Origin of the sequence: Terrisporobacter glycolicus ATCC 14880 = DSM 1288, from assembly GCF_036812735.1 — a bacterium.
GTDB classification, from domain to species: Bacteria; Bacillota; Clostridia; order Peptostreptococcales; family Peptostreptococcaceae; genus Terrisporobacter; species Terrisporobacter glycolicus.
Window position 1 is genome coordinate 2,015,267 of the sequence record NZ_CP117523.1, and the last position, 19,600, is coordinate 2,034,866.

At 29.2% G+C, this 19,600-nt stretch carries 14 protein-coding genes and 1 pseudogene; all 15 read right to left on the bottom strand.

Annotated elements, in window-relative coordinates; all coding sequences use genetic code 11:
- Window positions 1-14: 14 nt before the first annotated feature.
- The 15 genes and pseudogenes from TEGL_RS10020 to TEGL_RS10090 all read right to left on the bottom strand — a co-directional run bounded on the left by TEGL_RS10020 (window position 15) and on the right by TEGL_RS10090 (window position 19,432).
- A complete protein-coding gene (locus TEGL_RS10020; protein WP_018590887.1) occupies window positions 15-245 on the bottom strand; it encodes a hypothetical protein in 231 nt (76 codons plus the stop codon).
- Window positions 246-424: 179 nt separating this feature from the next.
- Complete coding sequence (locus tag TEGL_RS10025) at window positions 425-1,036, bottom strand: hypothetical protein (RefSeq protein ID WP_018590886.1); 612 nt, start codon at window positions 1,034-1,036, stop codon at window positions 425-427.
- Window positions 1,015-4,404 (bottom strand): RecQ family ATP-dependent DNA helicase, encoded by a 3,390-nt coding sequence (locus TEGL_RS10030; RefSeq protein WP_018590885.1) that lies wholly within the window; start codon window positions 4,402-4,404, stop codon window positions 1,015-1,017. The genes TEGL_RS10025 and TEGL_RS10030 overlap by 22 nt, the downstream gene beginning before the upstream one ends.
- 306 nt (window positions 4,405-4,710) lie before the next feature.
- Entirely contained in the window at window positions 4,711-8,286 is a 3,576-nt protein-coding gene (locus TEGL_RS10035) for a helicase-related protein (RefSeq protein WP_161618784.1), read from the bottom strand.
- A 416-nt stretch (window positions 8,287-8,702) separates the two neighbouring features.
- The gene (locus tag TEGL_RS10040; RefSeq protein WP_026255106.1) at window positions 8,703-9,467 is read right to left on the bottom strand and encodes a DEAD/DEAH box helicase; all 765 of its coding nucleotides are present in this window, start codon (window positions 9,465-9,467) and stop codon (window positions 8,703-8,705) included.
- Between the two features lie 9 nt (window positions 9,468-9,476).
- Entirely contained in the window at window positions 9,477-12,281 is a 2,805-nt protein-coding gene (locus TEGL_RS10045; protein WP_027626950.1) for a hypothetical protein, read from the bottom strand.
- Window positions 12,282-12,474: 193 nt separating this feature from the next.
- Window positions 12,475-12,648 (bottom strand): hypothetical protein, encoded by a 174-nt coding sequence (locus tag TEGL_RS10050; RefSeq protein WP_018590882.1) that lies wholly within the window; start codon window positions 12,646-12,648, stop codon window positions 12,475-12,477.
- 81 nt (window positions 12,649-12,729) lie between these two features.
- Complete coding sequence (locus TEGL_RS10055) at window positions 12,730-12,882, bottom strand: hypothetical protein (RefSeq protein ID WP_018590881.1); 153 nt, start codon at window positions 12,880-12,882, stop codon at window positions 12,730-12,732.
- Between the two features lie 51 nt (window positions 12,883-12,933).
- Window positions 12,934-13,374 (bottom strand): helix-turn-helix transcriptional regulator, encoded by a 441-nt coding sequence (locus TEGL_RS10060; RefSeq protein ID WP_081617882.1) that lies wholly within the window; start codon window positions 13,372-13,374, stop codon window positions 12,934-12,936.
- On the bottom strand, window positions 13,341-13,928 hold the full coding sequence (locus TEGL_RS10065; RefSeq protein WP_051082135.1) for a hypothetical protein: 588 nt from the start codon (window positions 13,926-13,928) through the stop codon (window positions 13,341-13,343). The genes TEGL_RS10060 and TEGL_RS10065 overlap by 34 nt, the downstream gene beginning before the upstream one ends.
- A gap of 793 nt (window positions 13,929-14,721) precedes the next feature.
- Window positions 14,722-14,916: a hypothetical protein gene (locus TEGL_RS10070; protein WP_026255105.1), complete on the bottom strand. Its 195-nt coding sequence runs from the start codon at window positions 14,914-14,916 to the stop codon at window positions 14,722-14,724.
- 223 nt (window positions 14,917-15,139) lie between these two features.
- Window positions 15,140-15,526, bottom strand: coding sequence for a hypothetical protein (locus tag TEGL_RS10075; RefSeq protein WP_026255104.1), 387 nt, complete (start codon window positions 15,524-15,526; stop codon window positions 15,140-15,142).
- A 227-nt stretch (window positions 15,527-15,753) separates the two neighbouring features.
- Window positions 15,754-16,274, bottom strand: a pseudogene (locus TEGL_RS10080) (WYL domain-containing protein).
- Window positions 16,275-16,424: 150 nt separating this feature from the next.
- Window positions 16,425-19,019, bottom strand: coding sequence for an ATP-dependent chaperone ClpB (gene clpB, locus TEGL_RS10085; protein WP_018590878.1), 2,595 nt, complete (start codon window positions 19,017-19,019; stop codon window positions 16,425-16,427).
- A 218-nt stretch (window positions 19,020-19,237) separates the two neighbouring features.
- Complete coding sequence (locus TEGL_RS10090; protein ID WP_018590877.1) at window positions 19,238-19,432, bottom strand: hypothetical protein; 195 nt, start codon at window positions 19,430-19,432, stop codon at window positions 19,238-19,240.
- Window positions 19,433-19,600: the final 168 nt, after the last annotated feature.

Here is a 19,600-nt window from a genome sequence, read left to right on the forward strand (position 1 = left end):
TTCAACTAATAGATTTAATTTACATATCCTTTATGATGTTTAAATCCATATTCTAGCATTAATTCATCTTCTAAGTATTTATATCCTCTACAATGTATATCAGACACACCATTTTTAATTAAATCATATGTATTAGATTTATAAAAATAATCCAAGCTTTCTTCTAAGTCCTTGCCTGTTTGTTTGGAAAATTCAATTATTATCTTTGTGTACATCTTTTGAAGTAATACTTTATTCGCTTCCATTATCTATCACCCCGCATAAGTTAAACTTTAAATATATAGCAAGTTCTTGACATAAACTGTCAAGAACTGCATCCCTAGGGGAAACTCTGAGACACGCAGTGGCTAAGTTGCTAGTTGTTCCTTGACAATAATATTTGTTAAATTGTTTTCCTAATTAATCCATGAACTCTTTAAGCTATTTATATAAAAATATTAACAATAGAAATTATCAACACAACTCCTAAGCCAATATAAATATTTTTTAAATGCTTATTGTAGGCTTCCTCCATTGAGCTCATCTTCTTATTCAAACTTTCTATAATTTCATCCTTTAAATTATTCAAAGATTCATCTAACTTATCGTTGTAATCACTTTTATTTATTTCTATCTGATCTTTCAAACTTGATACTACTTTATATAATTCATCAATATTATTATTTGTATTTCTGATATCTTCTTTAAATAATTTATCATTCTCATTTAACTCCCTTAAGCTAGCAATGATATTTATAATATCATTGGACAAGTTAATTGTATTACTATTTAATTTATCAATATGTAATCTTATATTTTCTAGTTTTTCTTCATAATTTGTATTTTCTAAATTATTTTTTATATTTTTACTAGCATCTTTTAGATATGATTTAGCTTTGTCCATATCATCAAATACCTTTTCATATTTTAAACTTGTATTGCTTACTTTTGCATAAAGATTATCTATATGTGTATATAAATCTATTGCAGAGTTAAGTTCTTCACTTTGTTTTTCTAGTTGATCTATCACTTCTACTAATTTTCTAGCTTCTGACATTGTATCCTCCCCAATATGTTCTTTAATCTTGCGTTATTTTCTTCAATCATTAGCTTTAAGCTATGATTATCTTCTAAAGCTTCGTGTATCTTTAGTTTATCTTTATAGTTATCACATAATATTTTACTTAAATGTATTTTGTTTTCTTCAGTTAGACTATCACCTATTTTCAAACAAAAATCTAAAATTTCATTTCTGCTGTAATCATCATATTCGCAAATTTGATTAAAAGCTGATTCAAGCCTTTGTTTTCCATCTACATTAGTAAACTCATCACATATTAATCTAGTAATTCCACTTATAAAGTTTAGTCCAGTATTATATCTATAACTTTCTAAAAATCTTCCTAGAGTTCCTTTTATATTTTCTATGTAAATTTTACTTTGAATCTCTTTTTTAGGTGTCAATATATCAAACCAGTTATGATATTCTGTAGGATTTTCTGCAATATAATCTAATAAGTATGTATCATCGTCAAATTTAAAATGGTTTTCAATTACCTTTTTAAAAGACTCTCCATCTGTAAAATTTCTACATGTATCAGATATATTTTTTATAGATTGTCTTCTTGTATAAACAATATTATCATAAACCCAAATTAATAATGCTCTAACTTGTCTTTCTATTTCATCAAAATTTTCATCTTCTAGAACTTGTTTCATTTGTAAATTTGTTTTGTTGTGCTTAAAACTGTTTGTAGAATATAGACTTGTATAGTCAAATTCCTTGTTATATTTATGTATATAATTCTCTATAGCTTTTTTTATCTTATCTATATCAAAATCATCAAATAATACTTCAAGTATTCCTTTATTACTGTCCCATAATTCTATAGTCCAGTCATATACTACTCCCATTACACTTAATCTATAAATAGCCTTTTGTACATCTGATAAATTAAATCCTAATTTTTTACACTGAACTTTTTTTGTAACACCAGGTGATGCATAATTATCATATACAGACTTAATTACATGAAACTCATGTTCAATTCCTTTATTATTACTTAACCACAAGAAAAAATTATTCAGGACATCCTTTTGCTCATCATAGGACAAATCTTGCTGTATCTCTCTTAATTCTTCTACAGGAGTATCTAAACTAAAGAATTTATCAATGATATTTTCATCTACAATTTCAGATTCATATAAAACAAAACAATCTGCTTTATTTTTATCTCTACCAGCTCTTCCTGCCTCTTGATATAAAGATTCCAAAGACATAGGAATGCCAAAGTGAATAGTATATCTTACATTTTGTTTATCTATTCCCATACCAAAAGCCTTTGTTGCTACTAATAATGGTATTTTATTATTCTTAAAATTTTCTTGCACTTTATTTTTATGTTCAGTATAAGTTTTGGTATCCATTATAGGTTTGCGATATTTTTCAGGTGATTTACCAGAATAATAATTGGAATTTGCTTTAAACTTACTATTAATCTCTTGAGATATCTGATAACATCCTCGTTTTCCATTTACATTAGGTGTAAATATAATTCCTGCGTTTGTTTCTTCACCGCTTAAATCAAATATATTATTTTTATCATTCAACTCTTTCAATGTATCAAAGAGAATCTTTTTCTTTTCTTTATCCATTTCATTACATCTTATTACTTTAAAATCCAACTCTTCTCTTGTAAAAGAAGTTAAAGTTTTAATATTATAACTATCTATTTCAAATTCTTTTTTTATATCATTTAACACAAAGTTTGATGCTGTAGCTGTTAGTCCTAACAACCTTGATGATGGAGTATAATTTCTAATAGTTCTTACTAAATTTAAATAGGAAGTTCTAAAATCATGTCCCCATTCTGACAAGCAATGTACCTCATCTATAACAGCTAACCCTACAGTACTATACAGATTCAAATCCTCCAAAGATTGCCTAAATACTTTACTTTGGAATCTCTCTGGTGATATAAATATAAATTGATACTTTTCATTTGAAAAAGAGTTTATTATCTCTGCTTTTTCTTCTCCATCCTTATCTCCTGTAATACTAGCCACATTACTTATGTTAACTTTTTTTAAATTTTCCTCTTGATCATATATGAGAGATTTTATAGGACAAACGACAAAACTTATACATGGCTGTAATAAAGCTACTAATTGATAACAAATAGATTTTCCTGAACCTGTTGGTAAAATGCCTACTGTATCCTCTCCTTGCAATGAATTAATTATAATTGGTAACTGACCATCTCTAAATTTATCGTATCCAAATATACTTTTTAGTAAAAACTCTAGTGCTTCTACACATTTTCTATTTTCTTTATCAATTCTATAACATATAGGATCTGTTGTATTAACTTTAAAATAGTTTACCTTATCGAAATAGGCTCCTCTTACATATATTACTTTTTTGTTTATTTCATTTTCATCAGTATATCTTTTGTTAATACTAAAATCTATATTTATATAATCTTGATAATATACAAAATCTTCAACTCTTCTACCCTCTATAATATTAATCTTAGGTCTTTTAAACTCCATATTATTTAAAATACACAAGTTTTCAAACCATGCAAATAAATCTTCTATAGCCAATTCAATAAATCCATATATATCTCTCTGTAAAATATTAATCTTCCACTCTTTATCATCTATATGAATTTTCTCTTTTTGAAGAAGTGATAATAAAGTCAACTGCATCCTTATAATTGCACACGCTTTTAATGATTTTATTTCATTTCCATTATAATCATCTATATTTCTTACATCCTTATAAATCATTAAAACTTTTTCATATTTACTAATGTGATTTAATATTTCATCGATTCTTTCATGAAAAGATTTACTCTTATCGTTAATATCTTTTGTTTTTATTCTAATAGTTCTAATTCCTTGCTCTGCTAAATAATTGTCCCTTTGTGTATCTTGGTATTTTTGTATAGGTTCTTCATGATGGTGTCCATCAATTTCTATAACTAATTTACATCTATGTAAATAAAAATCCACCTTTTGATATATGAATTCTGGATTTTCTTTTTCAACTATATCCTTAATCTCAACTTCTGGTTTTATTAACTTTTGAACAAAAGCATACTCTCCAAAATATAAAGGGATTAATTCTTCAAAAAATACCTTTGCTGGATAGTTATAATTTTCAGAGTCACCTTTTATAGTATTTATCCATCTTGGTGTTTCATCATCTATAAGCCCAAAATACTTCACTTTCTTTAAATCAATGTCACCTAATTTTTCAGTTAAATAACTTGACATCCTTGTTGGGCATCCTCTTTGTAGTATATTTTTTAATACACATATTAATGGATAAAATTTATTGTTTATGTTGTCTTTGCCTTCTATATTTTGTATAACAAAGTTATAATTTGTATACGAATAGGCAGCTGTGTATTTCTCCATATTTCCCCCTATTTCCTCTTTAAATACATTTTTCTATATTTATATAGTATCATAAAAAATTATCTAAACTGCTTTTATATATATTTTTATCATGATTTTAGTTATAGTAACTGTTTATATACTTAATAATATTTGCAAAAAAATAAAAGCTAGCATATACTAGCTTTTATTTTTATAATTATGTTGTATCTATGTACATAGTATTGTCTTCCACCCTTTTTATAAGGAAATCATTACAATGAATATTTAATAGCATGTTCTTTACATAATCTATCAAAACTTCCTTTTATATGCAATTCATTCAAACTATTGTAATATTTCTTCAAAAAACTCAACTGCATATCTACGCTTAATAATGTCATGATGCTTTTGATTATAGTAATTGCATAAACAGCTATAACATGCTGCATCTCCGTTACTGTCTTCACCACAATTACATTGTTTAACAATATTAAGAGACTTTTTAATCATATTGGTTAACTGTATTTCATCTGCTTCACCAATTCTTCTTACATGCCCGGCTCCCCCGGGAACAGTATCAAAAAGAATAAAATTAGTTTCCCAGATTCCACCCTCCAGTTGGTTATAGTGTAAAGTTCCAGATATATCATTTCTTTCAATACCAAGATATTGGCTTACACCCTCTAAAAGAGCATAAACAACTGACAACGCTGTCTCCTTTTCTAAGTATTTATGAACCGAAATATAAGCTACATCAGTTTTGAACTTATGACCAAGTGTCCTGCGATACAGTTTTTTATTAGGACAACGGTTACCAAATGGATTATTATGATAGTCTTTATCTATCATGAAATTTTCGTCACGAAGTTTTTCATTGACAGTGGAGTATCCACAATTGTCACATACAAAGAAGTTAGATGTATTGATTACCACTAGTTCATCATTTGATGTAGACTTGATGCTAATTTTGTAGTTGTTAATCTTTACTTCTTTATACTCATTTTCTATGATTTCGCTTTTATCTCCAATATAGAATATTTCACCTCTGTAAGTCCTTTCTGGTTTTTTTATTGTCGATTTTTTAATTTGAGGGCTAATAATAAATCCATACTCTGGAATAATGAATGTATTGTCCTTTTGAACTGCATCACCACATATTTCACATTTTCCAACAAATCTATTATTATCTTCTGAAATATGACGTTTAATATTTAGATGACCACATTTCTTATTTGAGCAAATACCAAAATCGTATAGATTCCATACTTTGTTTTGTCCAGTAGGTCTCTTTATATACTGACTCTTGTAAATATCCCCATCAGCAATAACTTCTGATCCTGGAGCATACTCAGAAATTGCAATCATCAGATCTCGTTGCAATCGTAATTTGGAAGATTTGTCAAAACTATTAATTATTGCATTTTTATCAAAAGAAGTAACTAGTTCTACCGTATCTACTGGAAATCCATACTTTGGAATAATATTTTTTTTAGATAAAAATGGAATGATATTTTCTTTCTTGATTTTTTCAACATATTGATCGATCTTATTTATATAGTCCCCTAACGATTCACCAATACTTGTTTTTTTCACAGCTTCTTTTCTTAATTTTGACAATTCATCTAATTCAGCTGTATATTGTGCAAACTCTTTTATAAGAATTCCGTCCTCTGAAGTTAAATCAACTAACCAATCAGATGCTTGATTCTTAAGTTCATTTGGAATAAATGCATTGATATAACTCATTACACTCTGAGGAAGATTATCAATATAGTTAATTAATCTTGTGAAATTTTCATTATCGAAGAATGTCCCAACATCTTTATATGAATCTGAATTTAACTTCCAGTAAGATGCAATAATTGCAGCATTCGTGTGTCTTTTAACTATCTTTTCGTTTTCTATTTTGAATCGTGGCGGATAAATTCTTCCTTTTATCATTTTAACTGGTGAATTAAAATAAGTTAAATCGTGAGAGGACAATCTACAAAAAGTCAAAGAGTATGCAACTGAATCTTTTCTTCGACCAGCTCGTCCTGCCCTTTGAGCATAATTAGCAGGAGTAGGTGGCATATTCTTCATAAATACTGTTTCTAGTTCACCTACATCAACTCCCATTTCAAAAGTAGTAGAACAGCTCAATACATTAATTTTATTCTTAACAAACATTTCCTGATAACGCTTAGCCGTTTCAGGACTTAGTTGAGCTGTATGTTCTTTAACTTTCATTTGGAATATGTCTAACTCTAAATATTGTTTTCTATAATGATTATTTGCAAAATCTTTTTCAAAATTACATAGTGACAATTTCCCATCACACCTATTTGCTGGACAAATATTATTGATATTGTTGACAGTCAACTTGCCACATTTGTCGCAAATGTACCATTGAATGTCATGGGTGAATGATGTTCTAATCTTAAATTTACTAATATTCATAACATATTGGTCTGGTGCCTTTGCAACAAGATGTCCTCTTCCTATAAAAATACCATTCCAAATATTTTCCAAATATTTATTTACCTCGCCCTTATCATTGATTCCAAGAGTTTTCTTTAAATAATCAAATCTTACATTTGCATTATTTGTCGATATCCATGCTTTTCTATAGCTTTTCTTGCTTTCATGCTGTGTCAATACTTTAGACATTGAAGATTCAATGCCCTTGTAAGTATAGTATTCCTTATCACACTTCAACATTTCCTTACAATAAGGAAAATCAAATATGCAATCTCGCTTAAAACTATTGGCTAGAACGCGTTGGATTGTTGATACATCTTGACCAACAAATGAACCAATCTTAGGTACTGATTCTGATTGAAATTCAAATGAAACTAATCCAATATTTTCTAAACTATTTCTATCATTACTAGAAATTTCATAAAGAAGTGTCTTCCAAGCTTCTTTCAATGAATCTTCTGCTTCAACAATTTCGTGCTGCTCTAATAAGGCAGCTAGCTTTTTTACTGCCATACCAATATCAATTCCTGAATCTGTAGCATATTCATCTAATTCACGTAATGCTTCTATTAGAAGACGTCTCCTAAGGATATTATTATAAGTAAAGTCAAAATAACTAGCAAAATATGCTGCTTCCTGCCTGCTATCAGAGAACACTAAGAGTTGCTTTTTAGCTTTCTTAGTAATAATATCTTGTTTAATTGGTTCTCCATCATTCTCTCTTCCAAAAAAGTCATCATCTACTTTGTTTGGTTTTTCATGTATTTCCACTTGTTGAGAGGGCATTTCCTCATAAAGACTTGATGCAATGACACTAGCTGCTGCTTCTTGACCCAAATAAAATCCTCTTAATACAGATCCCTTGGTATTGATTAATCCACATGACAAACACTTATTTAAAACTTTATTTTTAGTCACGGACTCAACGACTTTTACAATATGTTCTTGCCCACAATTGCACATATTGTCTTTTACAACATTTGCTTTTTCAATCATTCCGCATTTCCCACAAAGCTTATACATATTTTCTTCTACACCACTGATAGAATATTCATCCAAACATGCTGACCCTTCAGCATCGCTTAATAGCATATAAAGATTGTTAACATCATCATTTTCATACTCTTTTTTCTGCACCAAATGTGACTCTTCTATCTTACCTTCAATATAAACACATCCACAGTATTTGCAAACAGATATCTTATAGCTCTTATACTTATCTCCTCTGATAAAAGCTTTGTCTCTAGGGATAATAGACAAATCTTTATTTACCCCAAGAACAATATAAGCACCTTCTAATGCACGAATAAACATGTGATATCGAGCATCCAATAGCATTATATTATTTTTTTCTGCTTTACGCGCAATAGATACAAAAGCCACAATATCCAATTCATCTATATTTAAACGTGTGGAAATGTTTTTGATTGTTACTGGTTCTTCCTTAAGGACCTCACGCATTTGATAGTAAAATTTATCTTGAATTAATAGATCATATAAAAGTTCAGGAATGCTTTGAGCTGTGGTTTGAAAGTCATCGTCAAATTCACGAATTAATTCCAAAACTTTGTCAAACTTAACCCTACGTTCTAAAAGCTTATTTATCCTTTTATAAATTTTACTAGGATATTCTCTACTACTCTTAAGATTAAATTCAGAATATCGAAAAGCACGAACAATACTGTTTTCATCAAAGCATGCTCCAGTACATAACCTCGATGCAAAATCACAAATATCTTGATTATCTTTTTCATCTCCAAGAGTAGCACTTGTTAAAATAAATTTAATATCATTACAACTACTTAAAGTATTCTTCAACCTCCTCAATAACATTGAAACTTCAATACCGGTTGCTCCGGTATAAGTATGTGCTTCATCTAGAACAATAAATTTCCATTCATTAGAGTATGTCCCATGAAAAAAACATTGTCGTCCGGTCTTAAAAGCAAATACTCTAACATCGCATAGTTCGTTATCAGAATATGAGGAGGTTTTTCTTTCATTTGCCTTCTTGAAATTCTTTCATTAGATATTGGTTTCTCACCATTATTAAGCGACATATACTTTGACACTGCAGCCTTATCTTCTCTTTCTGTCTCCCCCGTATAAGAACCAAAAGTAATATTCGGATAATCCACTAAAAGCTCTCTCATCCTTTTCATTTGATCATTAGCAAGAGCATTCATAGGATAAATAATAAGAGCTCTAACACCATCGCTAAGATCTCCAGATTCCTTTTGTTCCATTAAATAATTAATAATTGGCAACAAAAAAGATTCTGTTTTCCCTGAACCTGTACCTGTTGTCACAACTAAATTTTTACCGTCTCTAATTTTACGAATCGATAGCTCTTGATGTTTATATAAGTTTCGATTTAAAATTTTTTCTTTCTTTTCCCCTTGATATAATTTTATGAATTCTCGACTTAGAATACCTTTATCAATAAGATCTTTGATGCTTTGACCAAATTCAAACGAATCCGAAAAGTCAAGATAAGGCCCTTTTGCGAAGTAGTTAGCATTTTCAATATATTTGCGAAACTGCTTCATGTACTCTTTATCATTAATATAAAAAGTAGTTTCAATATATCCTAAATATTTTTCTACAATGTTATCGGACGCTTTAATTGGATTTAGTTCCATATCCCCACCTCACTCAATAATTTCAAAAATCATAATATCTATCAATTTATATCTAGAGCTGTTGCCATATTCCCTAGGATTCACATACTTCGTCTTTATGTCATAAATTAGGCCATCTTCATCTCTATCAACAATCTCAAATGTAAATCTACCATTTTCCTGTTTAATAGGCTTTATTATAAATGGATTATAGTTAGTAAAGTACCATTCTCGCTTATCTCCGGTATAACGATCCTTTATATAATACAGACCAGTTGCTTCATAATAGCCCTTCTTCTTTGCGAATTTAATGTTTTTTATGTAAAAATTTGAAAGATCGAAATTTTCAGATTCGCTTATACACTTATTTCCTTTGAGAACTTTGTTCCTGCATGCAACAATTAATGGATCACCAACAATAAATTTTTCCCGTAATAGCACATTTTTTACTGCACACTCCCCAAAAAAATCATCTTCTTCAACCTGATAAATCTCTATTTCATACTCATTATAATAAAGGGTAATATCTTTATCCATTAAATGGTCACTATTACTTAATTCATAATGCTTTATTACTTTCTGAGTTGGAAAATATATGACATCAATCTCTATACCACCTATTCCCAAAAAGCTCCAATTTGCATATAAGCATTGTGTTAAATTCCGATAATCGTAATATGCCACTGAAAAATCTCTGATAGCAGGCTTGAAATGTATATTTGTGATACATTCCTCTTTGCCGTTCATATGAATTCCAAGGGTTATTGGATCTTGCTCAGATATCTGAAATAGATGATCTAATGAGTATTTGACCTCATCACCTATTCTCTTGCCCTCTAATTTTTCATACCCTGAATTACTTATTATATTAAGTCTTGATGGTTTATTGGGAAACTTAACATAAAGCCTATAATCCTTTACATTCTCCCACCAAATATTGTCACTATTCTTCATATCTGAATTAATACTGCCTATTCTCCAGCTCAGTACAGGCAATTTAATTTCAATCTCATACTCTACACTATGTAAATAGAAGATAGAACTAAAAACTTTATTTTCCTTAATATTGATTGCAATTGGTAATTGAAGGTCAAGATTGAAGTCAATATCATTAGAATTAAAAGTTAATAGCTTTGCTTCTTTTTCCTTATAGTAATAATCCTTATCAAAATTATAGTAAAGTGACCCTATTGCAAAAACATTTTCCTCTATATAAATTTTATTACTTCCTTTTTCACGAATAACTATTGAAAAAGGTTGATGACTTTTTAATACTGAATCTCGAATATGAACAAGTCCTAAATTGTCACCACTTCCATCACAAATCAACTTGACTTTACAATCAGCTACTTTATTCATATGATAGTTTGAGCCATTGATTGTTACTATAAAATCATCAATTCCTTTCATATATGGTATTCTTATTCTAATCTCAGGAATCTCAGAATATAAATCAAATGACACTTTTGATGTATTTCTTATTACAATGCCTTGATATTTGAATTTTGAATCTATTTCATTTTTAATTGTTGCAACATTCGTTGATAGAATTCTATCATTTATTAATAAAATAGACTCTTCATTTAAAAATACTGTTGAAACCCTATAATTTGATTCAAAAACTATGTCAATCTGTGTATTATCAGAAAGAACTTCATTTTCTTTTTTTGTTATTACACGAATTGTTTCATCAGAAAGCTGCTTTGGATTAACTTCATTTCCATCAAGGTCAAAAAACACAAACTCTCTGAACAATAATTCCCCTGAATTATAAATTATTTGATTGCCACTATTGATTCTATAAACAATCTGGGGATAGAATTGCTGGATTTCTACACAAGTTTGTTCCGATTTAAAAAATAATCTACTTTTTGTAAGGAGTAAATCTTCTCTATGAATTATGTTGTCTCCACAATATATCTCTAGAGTTATTTGATTTTCAATATAGTCAGAATCAATAATTTGCTTAGGAATTTGCAAGAATATCTTCCGGTTATCATATTGATATTGAGCTACATTAAACTTCTTGATGTGCTCTACAACTTGCCCTCGCTTACTTTTTTCTATTGTTTTTTTGGAGCTATAATAATCGTACAGATCAAAATATTGATCAAATCGGTCGTTCTCAAGGTATTCAACTACGTCTCCATAATGTGATTGATTCATATAAAAGAGCAATCTTTCAATAATTGGCACAACGATACTTGTAGCTTTAACAAATGCTATTCTAAAAGATTTAGGTAGTTGTTGCCTAGCAATTGTCATTTTTGATCCCTGTACAATCAGGCTAATATCATCATCTTCTAAATACTTTGTAAATAGCCTATGCATATATTGTATCAATTCTTCAACTTCATTATCAATATAGTTCTCTTCTAAATCTTTGAAATAAATATCATGTAAAAACTCAAGAAATCTATTTACATTTGATTTAGGAATTATTGCATGCGTCAAGATTGAAGTAACATAACCTTTGTTCACATTGCCTACATGAAAATATACACCATTGATTTCACAAAACTTTTCAAAAGATTCCTTACAAATCTTATTAACATCTGATTCTTCAGCATTTACTCTCTTAGCAAATTCACTCCAAAATTGTCCATTCTGGTACTCATTAACTGCAAATAACACCAAAGCTATTGAAATAATAGCATATCTTTCTTTTTTAAGAACAAAAGTCGCCCTATTGATTAAAGCACTTGAAAAATCTAAAAGTTCACAATATGTCTCATCATCAACTTCAATACACCCTAGTAAGAATTCACTTTTGTATTTTTCAATACCTTTATTAATTTTATCCTGCAATATCTTAATCTTATTAGGTGTACTCATATCCATCTACCCCCATCAAATAACATAAGTTATTCTAAACATTTAAGTTTACTTTATTTTTGGATTGTACAATTCATAAATATCACATACAAAATGTGATAACTTTATACCATGTTGCTCATATAAAAAGTTTTGAACTTGCAACATAATATCACCGAATTGACTTTTATCACGCATTTCATCAGTATCCACTCTATAAAATAAATCCATCTGGTTTTACCTCTTTTAATGCTCTATATCCTAAATGATAATCGTCAATTACTGCCTGTGTTTTAAAATCAAGTTTATTATATTCATCAAATTGTATTTTTCTTTCACTTATATACTCTAATATAGCGACGCCTTCTTTTACCTTTTGAGCTTCCATTTCTACTTGAAAAATAGCTATTAGTTTTGTAATTATTTCAATATCATCCTCTTAATTTATAGAATTTACCTTTTCTAAAAGTTATGAGTATCCTCTCACCTCAAGGCAGCTCTGTAGTAATCCATTATTATATAGTTCTAAAATGTCCTCAATTGAGAAATTTTCTCTTAAATCTTCAATAGTTCTTACTGGTTTATCATCTAAAATTAAATTGAATTTTATGGTCTTTGCCATCTCTATTACCTCCAAAAATTTAATATGTATATGAATTAACTTTTATTTTAGTTAATCATTTTTATAAAGTTCACTTATCTTTTTAGCTTCACAAGCTATCTCTTTAACAAAATCATCAGGTGAAATTACTTTTAACTTACTTCCTTGACTTAATATCCACATAATTATCCCTTTTCCAAATACTTCTGCTTCAATTAAATATTTATTATCATATTGGTCAATTATTTTTGATGTTGGTAGCCTTTCTAATACTGCATCAACAGAACTACCACAAAACTCAAATTTTATTTTCATCAACTTACCTAAATACATGAACCGAATTCTGTTTCTGAATTCACCATTTTCAAATCTCTCTGATTCTGGAATATAGAATTTATTCCCGCTACTTTCATATTTTTTTATCCTGTCAATTCTAAATACTGTAGGATCATCAAATGCTAAATCATTAAAATATGCAATTAAATAGAAATAGTATTCTGAAAAATTATTGATACTGGATTAAGAATTCTTTTAACTTCTGCTCCATCTGTTTTTACATAGCTTATTTCTATACTTTGTTTATGTCTTATAAATTCACTTAAATCCCATATCCTTGATAGCAATCTATCATTGTGTTTTAAAGGTACAAAATTTAGCAATTCATTTCCAATAAGCTCTTTTACATATTTTCTTTGTTCAAAATCTATTTCCCCTAACATTGCAGTTATTAAATGATTTATTTCTTCTTTACAAAAAGCTCTACTTTCTAATAATATTTTACTTATAGCTAGTATATCTTCTCTGTTTAAAATAGCATCTTCTCTTTTGTTAAGGCTGTATCCTTTTTTATCCCTTCTATATTCAACATCTATACTGCACTTAGTTTCTGTACTATTTGATAGATAAGCTCTGATATCTTCTATGTCCCTTTGTATTGTTTTTTCATTAACACCAAATATCGTTGCCGACTGTTTTTTATATATTACTTCACCTTTTGTAAGCTTTTCATATACAGTCAATATTCTATTTACTTTTCCATCTTTATCTTCAGCCAAAATTATCACCATCTATATCTCTTATTATAGTATTCGATATGGACATTTACTGTCCATGTCATACTTTTTTATATAAAATTTTTATAAAAGTTACCTATATATACAAATAAGCACATAGCAAGTTCTTTACATAATATGCCAATAACTGCACCCCCGGTCATCGTAGTCAAAGCATTCCAATGACTTGACATGTACTTTCCAATATGGATGTTCTTTTGTTCCAGTTAATAGACCATATATAACATCTAATTAATTATACACTTTTTTTATGTCATTTTTTGCAAATTTTTCTGTATTTACATCTATTTATCTACCTCTTCGCAAGTTTTTGACATAATTTGTCCTCCCATAGCATTATAGTCAAAACATTTCAACGCCTTTACTATATAGCTACTTGTAGTATTTTTACTCATAAAAATAGCCTTAGCCAATTAAAATCAATGACTAAAGCTATAAACCGTATCACTTACTTATGATGCACTTTATCAATATATATCCAAAAGGCTTATACCTTGCAACTCGAGATCTAAGCCTTTTCATTTTAAACTTAACCTCTAGTTACTTTTCTTACAAACTCATTGTCCTTAGCCTCTAGATAATCTATTAAAAGTGTATCCATTCTTTTTTTACCATCCCAAGTTAGTTTGCTGAAATATTCTTTGATTGGGTTATAAATTCTTTCTGAAGAAACTACGACTAATATGGCATCTTTGAACTTTGATGGTGACCAAATTCCATAAACTTTTTCAAAATATATTTTTACACAGGCATAATCTGCATCTGACCATCCTGATTTAGCTTGTTTCTAAGGAAGTTTTCCTATAACTTCTATGGAAGATTTTAGCTCATTGTATACAATATTTTTAAGATTAGGATCATAGCGAACGATGTTAGTTATATTTAATAAAGTACTTTTCACTTTTCCATGTTTATCTAGCTCTAAAAGCTCCTGCCAATTTTCCTTGTTTACCTCTTCATCCTCAACCACATCAAACTCCAAAGATGCTAGCTATTTCCTCTCCTTTGATAATTGCAACCTTATTTTCTCATCATTTATGGCAAACTACTCCATAGCCTTATATGAAGGAATATTCACACACTCCTCATTCCCCTCCACATTTTCATCCAAATAACCAAACTTATTAATTTTCACCATATCAAAGGCGTTAACCAACTTGTCACAAGCTGGATCTGAGAATAAGCAAATTTGTCATCATAAACAGCTACTCCTGCACAGGAAGTGGCTGGGATGTAATCGTATCTGCCCTCCATTTCACTTTTTCATATACATTAGAAAGAAAATTTTCTACAATATCTTCTATACTATAAGCTCTGCAAAATGCACCGACTAAGCCGCCTTTTTCAAGAGGATCTGCTTGTTTTTTTACATCATGCTTTGTAATAATCTTTTGTCTGCTAGATACGGGCCACTGTCTAGAATCTGTCCAGTCTTTGTATTTGTTTAGAACATCATCTGGATTTAATAAATCACCTTTTATCTCTTTAAAAACAAATTCTCCATCTATACAAGTGGATGGCCAATACATTAGTCTGCTTGCTTCGTAAGTTGTATCGTCAAATAAATCAATTCCTATTTCTTTTGCAATCATTCTGGAAACTGCACAGTATTCTTCAGGGCTTATGCTTCTACTTAGGGGGATTATTAGTCGAAGTCTTGGCTTTTCTTTTCTGTATTCATCTCTGCCTTAGCTAGTCAACATTTTATAATTATTTTTATAGAAATTCTCTTCAATATAAAAAGCCGTATCATTTACTATGATACGGTTCTCCTAAACTTATTATATAGAACGTGATTTATTTTTTACTTACTAGAAAATTATGACTCTACATATATTTTCATCAGCTTCTGTATACGATTAATAAGTTCTAGAAGTACATTTTCTGGAGACAAGCATTCACATTTATCCCCAAATCCCATTAATATATTATATCCAAAATCATCTTCTACAAAAGGGAAATCCACTATAAACTTATCATCACCATACTCCTTCACATTATCATCTCCACATCTTTCAACCATAATTTCTCTAAGTGACCAATCAACAAGAAGTTTGATAGTAACAAGTTTTTTATCTATCCACCCTCTTCCATCTAGTGGTTTTGATTTAAATTCCCTAAGTTTAAATGTAGATTGTAGTATTTCAAGATTTGATATTCTAGATAAGTGCAATATCCTTGTAGATACCAGTTATTTTCTTTTAGTATTAATTTATATGGTTCTATGAAGCGCTTATCTTTCTTTCTACTAGCTCCATAATATTCAAAAGATAAGTGTTTATTATCATTTAAAGCTTTTTTTATTTTTTCCATATTAGACTTGAATTGATTGTTCCCCATCCATGTAGTAAGATCAATAGTTATTAGATTATAATAAAAGTAAAGCCATAACTCTATAGCATAATAAAGAATCCAAAGATAGTTAATATATCTTTGGATTCTTTATTAAAATTATTCAACTTTATATTGTTTGAGTTATTAAAATGAATTTTATTTAACTTCTATAGTTATATTATCATCCTCACCATTAACTACTATAGTGCATCCATTATAAATTTTTCCAGCAATCATTCTTCTAGCAATCATAGTCTCTAGTGTATTACCAATATATCTTTTTAGTGGTCTTGCCCCATACACTGGATCATATCCTTCTCTAACTATAATCTCTTTTGCTTTGTCTGTAATTTCTATTTTAATATCTTTATCACGAAGTCTATTAGCTAAAGATTTAATAAATATATCTATTATTTCTTTTATTTCTTCTTTATCAAGAGCCTTAAACATAATAATATCATCTACTCTATTTAGAAACTCTGGTTTGAATCTTCTTTTCATTTCATTCATTACTAAATCTTTAGTAGCTTCTGTGATTTTGCCTTCATCTTCTAATAAATAGCTACTTCCTATATTAGATGTCATTATAATTATAGTATTTTTGAAATCTACTGTTTTACCTTTATTGTCAGTAAGTCTACCATCATCTAGTATTTGTAAGAACATATTAAATACGTCTTCATGTGCTTTTTCTATTTCATCAAATAATATAACAGAATAAGGAGCACGTCTTACAGCTTCTGTTAATTGGCCACCTTCTTCGTATCCTACATATCCTGGAGGAGGTCCCACAAGTCTAGACACTGAGTGTTTTTCCATATATTCAGACATATCTATTCTTATTATGTTTTCTTCGCTATCAAATAAAGTTTTAGCTAGAGTTTTAGCAAGTTCTGTTTTACCAACACCAGTAGGTCCAAGGAATATAAATGAACCAATTGGTTTATTTTCATCTTTTAGTCCTGCTCTTGCTCTTATTACTGCATTGGATACGGCAGTTACAGCTTCATCTTGTCCTATTACTCTTTCATGAAGTACATCTTCTAACTTAAGAAGTTTTTCTCTTTCACCTTCAACAAGTTTAGTAACAGGTATACCTGTCCATTTAGAAACTATATCAGAAATTTCGTTTTCTGTTACTTCTTCTTTAAGTAGGGCATTATCATATCCTGATTTCATTTTTTCTTCTACTTCTTTTATTTGTTGTTCTAAATCAGGAATTACACCGTATTTTATTTCAGCAACTTTATTAAAGTCGTATTCTCTTTCGTATTTTTCCACATCGCCTTTAGCTGCATCTAATTTTGATTTTAAATTTTTAATTTCTGTAATTGAGCCTTTTTCTTTTTCATACTTAGCTGTCATTTCATCATCTTTAGATTTAAGCTCTGCAATTTCCCTTTGAAGTTCTTCCAGTCTTAGCTTACTTTTTTCATCTTTTTCTTTTAATAGTGCTTCTCTTTCAGTTTCCAAAGTAAATAATCTTCTTCTTACCATATCTAATTCCGTAGGAAGAGAATCTATCTCACTTCTTATCATGGCACCAGCTTCGTCTATTAAGTCTATGGCTTTGTCTGGTAAATATCTATCTTGTATATATCTATTTGAAAGTTTGGCAGCAGCAACAATAGCACTGTCATGAATTCTAACACCATGGTGTATTTCAAATCTTTCTTTTAAACCTCTAAGAATAGAAATTGTATCTTCAACCGTAGGTTCCTCAGCTATTACTGGTTGGAAACGTCTCTCTAGTGCTTTATCTTTTTCAATGTATTTTCTATATTCATCAAAAGTAGTAGCACCTATGCAATTAAGTTCTCCACGAGCAAGCATTGGTTTTATTAAATTACCTGCATCCATAGAACCTTCTGTTTTACCAGCACCAACTATTGTGTGTATCTCATCTATAAATAATATTATTTTTCCTTCTGCACTTTGTACTTCTTTAAGTACAGCTTTTAGCCTTTCTTCAAACTCACCTCTGTATTTTGCACCAGCAATTAGTGAACCCATATCTAGTGAGAAAATTATTTTATCTTTTAGGCCTTCTGGTACGTCTCCTCTAACTATCCTTTCAGCTAAACCTTCTACTATGGCAGTTTTACCAACACCAGGTTCACCTATAAGCACGGGATTGTTTTTAGTACGTCTAGATAAAATTCTTATAACTCTTCTTATTTCTTCGTCTCTACCTATAACTGGGTCTAGTTTGTGTTTTTTAGCTAGTTCTACTAAGTTTGTACCAAATTTAGCTAGGGCATCGTAAGTTCCTTCTGGATCTTGACTTTCCACTCTTTGACTACCTCTTACTGCAGATAATACTTGAAGAAAATCATTTTTATTTATATTATACATGTTTAATATTTTTTTAACGTTTGAAATAGAAGTCATTTCCATAATAGCAAGCATTACATGTTCCACACTTATGTAGGAATCTTTAAAGTCTTTTGAAATGTCTTCTGCTTTTATTAATACTTCTTCAATATTTCTAGATGCAGTTACACCTTGAGAGTTAATTCCTTCTCCGTAAATTTGAGGAAGCTTGTCTAATTCTTCATTGATGCTACTTTTAAGAGCAGTAACAGATATATTCATTTTTTCTAAAATATTAGGAATTAAACCGTCTTCTTGATTTACTAAAGCTGAAAATAAGTGAATTACATCAACCATTTGGTTGTGATGCTTAACAGCCTCATTGTAGGCTTCATTTAAACTTTTTTGAACTCTAACAGTCATTCTTTCAATATCCATTAAAATCCCTCCTTTGATATTACATAATTTAAATTTGAGTAAAGCGAATTTTTTATAAAGCTAACCTCAAAAAATATTATAGAACTCTTACAAAAAAAATTCCATTAAATTTGAGCATTTTTAGTATACATTTTTGTAAACATTTATAATTAAAATATGACAAAATAGTTAAAAAAGAAAGAAGCTTTTACTTCTTTCTTAGATAAGGTAACATTTTCTTATTTATCTTGATGTTTTTTGTGAGTGCTAATAGGTCTTGCTGTGTTTTGAGCTACAGATCCTGTCTTTGAAGGTCTAAGTCTAGGTTCTAAGTTTAGCTCTTCACCAAGTTCTAATTTGAAGTGTGGATTTTTCTTATCATTTCCATTATATCTAGTTTTGTCATCTTCTCTTTTATGTTTATCTTTAGTCATATTGTCCTCCTTATAATCCATACTATAGTAATAATTTATCCCAAAATATAATTAGTATTCTTCATTTAAAAAAGACAACTGAATTAAAATATTATTATTGAAGTGATATTTTTTAGATATAAGAACGTTTGTTCTTTTTGTGAAATTTAGCACTTTATAGTTATTTAT

What these genes read in the sequence shown, in the direction of transcription:
- TEGL_RS10075 (WP_026255104.1), bottom strand. Translation starts at nt 15,526, where the DNA reads ATGATTGCAAAAGAAATAGGAATTGATTTATTTGACGATACAACTTAC.
- TEGL_RS10040 (WP_026255106.1), bottom strand. Translation starts at nt 9,467, where the DNA reads ATGGAACTAAATCCAATTAAAGCGTCCGATAACATTGTAGAAAAATAT.
- TEGL_RS10035 (WP_161618784.1), bottom strand. Translation starts at nt 8,286, where the DNA reads ATGCGTGAGGTCCTTAAGGAAGAACCAGTAACAATCAAAAACATTTCC.
- TEGL_RS10090 (WP_018590877.1), bottom strand. Translation starts at nt 19,432, where the DNA reads ATGACTAAAGATAAACATAAAAGAGAAGATGACAAAACTAGATATAAT.
- TEGL_RS10020 (WP_018590887.1), bottom strand. Translation starts at nt 245, where the DNA reads ATGGAAGCGAATAAAGTATTACTTCAAAAGATGTACACAAAGATAATA.
- clpB (WP_018590878.1), bottom strand. Translation starts at nt 19,019, where the DNA reads ATGGATATTGAAAGAATGACTGTTAGAGTTCAAAAAAGTTTAAATGAA.
- TEGL_RS10055 (WP_018590881.1), bottom strand. Translation starts at nt 12,882, where the DNA reads ATGGCAAAGACCATAAAATTCAATTTAATTTTAGATGATAAACCAGTA.
- TEGL_RS10065 (WP_051082135.1), bottom strand. Translation starts at nt 13,928, where the DNA reads ATGGTGATAATTTTGGCTGAAGATAAAGATGGAAAAGTAAATAGAATA.
- TEGL_RS10045 (WP_027626950.1), bottom strand. Translation starts at nt 12,281, where the DNA reads ATGAGTACACCTAATAAGATTAAGATATTGCAGGATAAAATTAATAAA.
- TEGL_RS10050 (WP_018590882.1), bottom strand. Translation starts at nt 12,648, where the DNA reads ATGGAAGCTCAAAAGGTAAAAGAAGGCGTCGCTATATTAGAGTATATA.
- TEGL_RS10030 (WP_018590885.1), bottom strand. Translation starts at nt 4,404, where the DNA reads ATGGAGAAATACACAGCTGCCTATTCGTATACAAATTATAACTTTGTT.
- TEGL_RS10025 (WP_018590886.1), bottom strand. Translation starts at nt 1,036, where the DNA reads ATGTCAGAAGCTAGAAAATTAGTAGAAGTGATAGATCAACTAGAAAAA.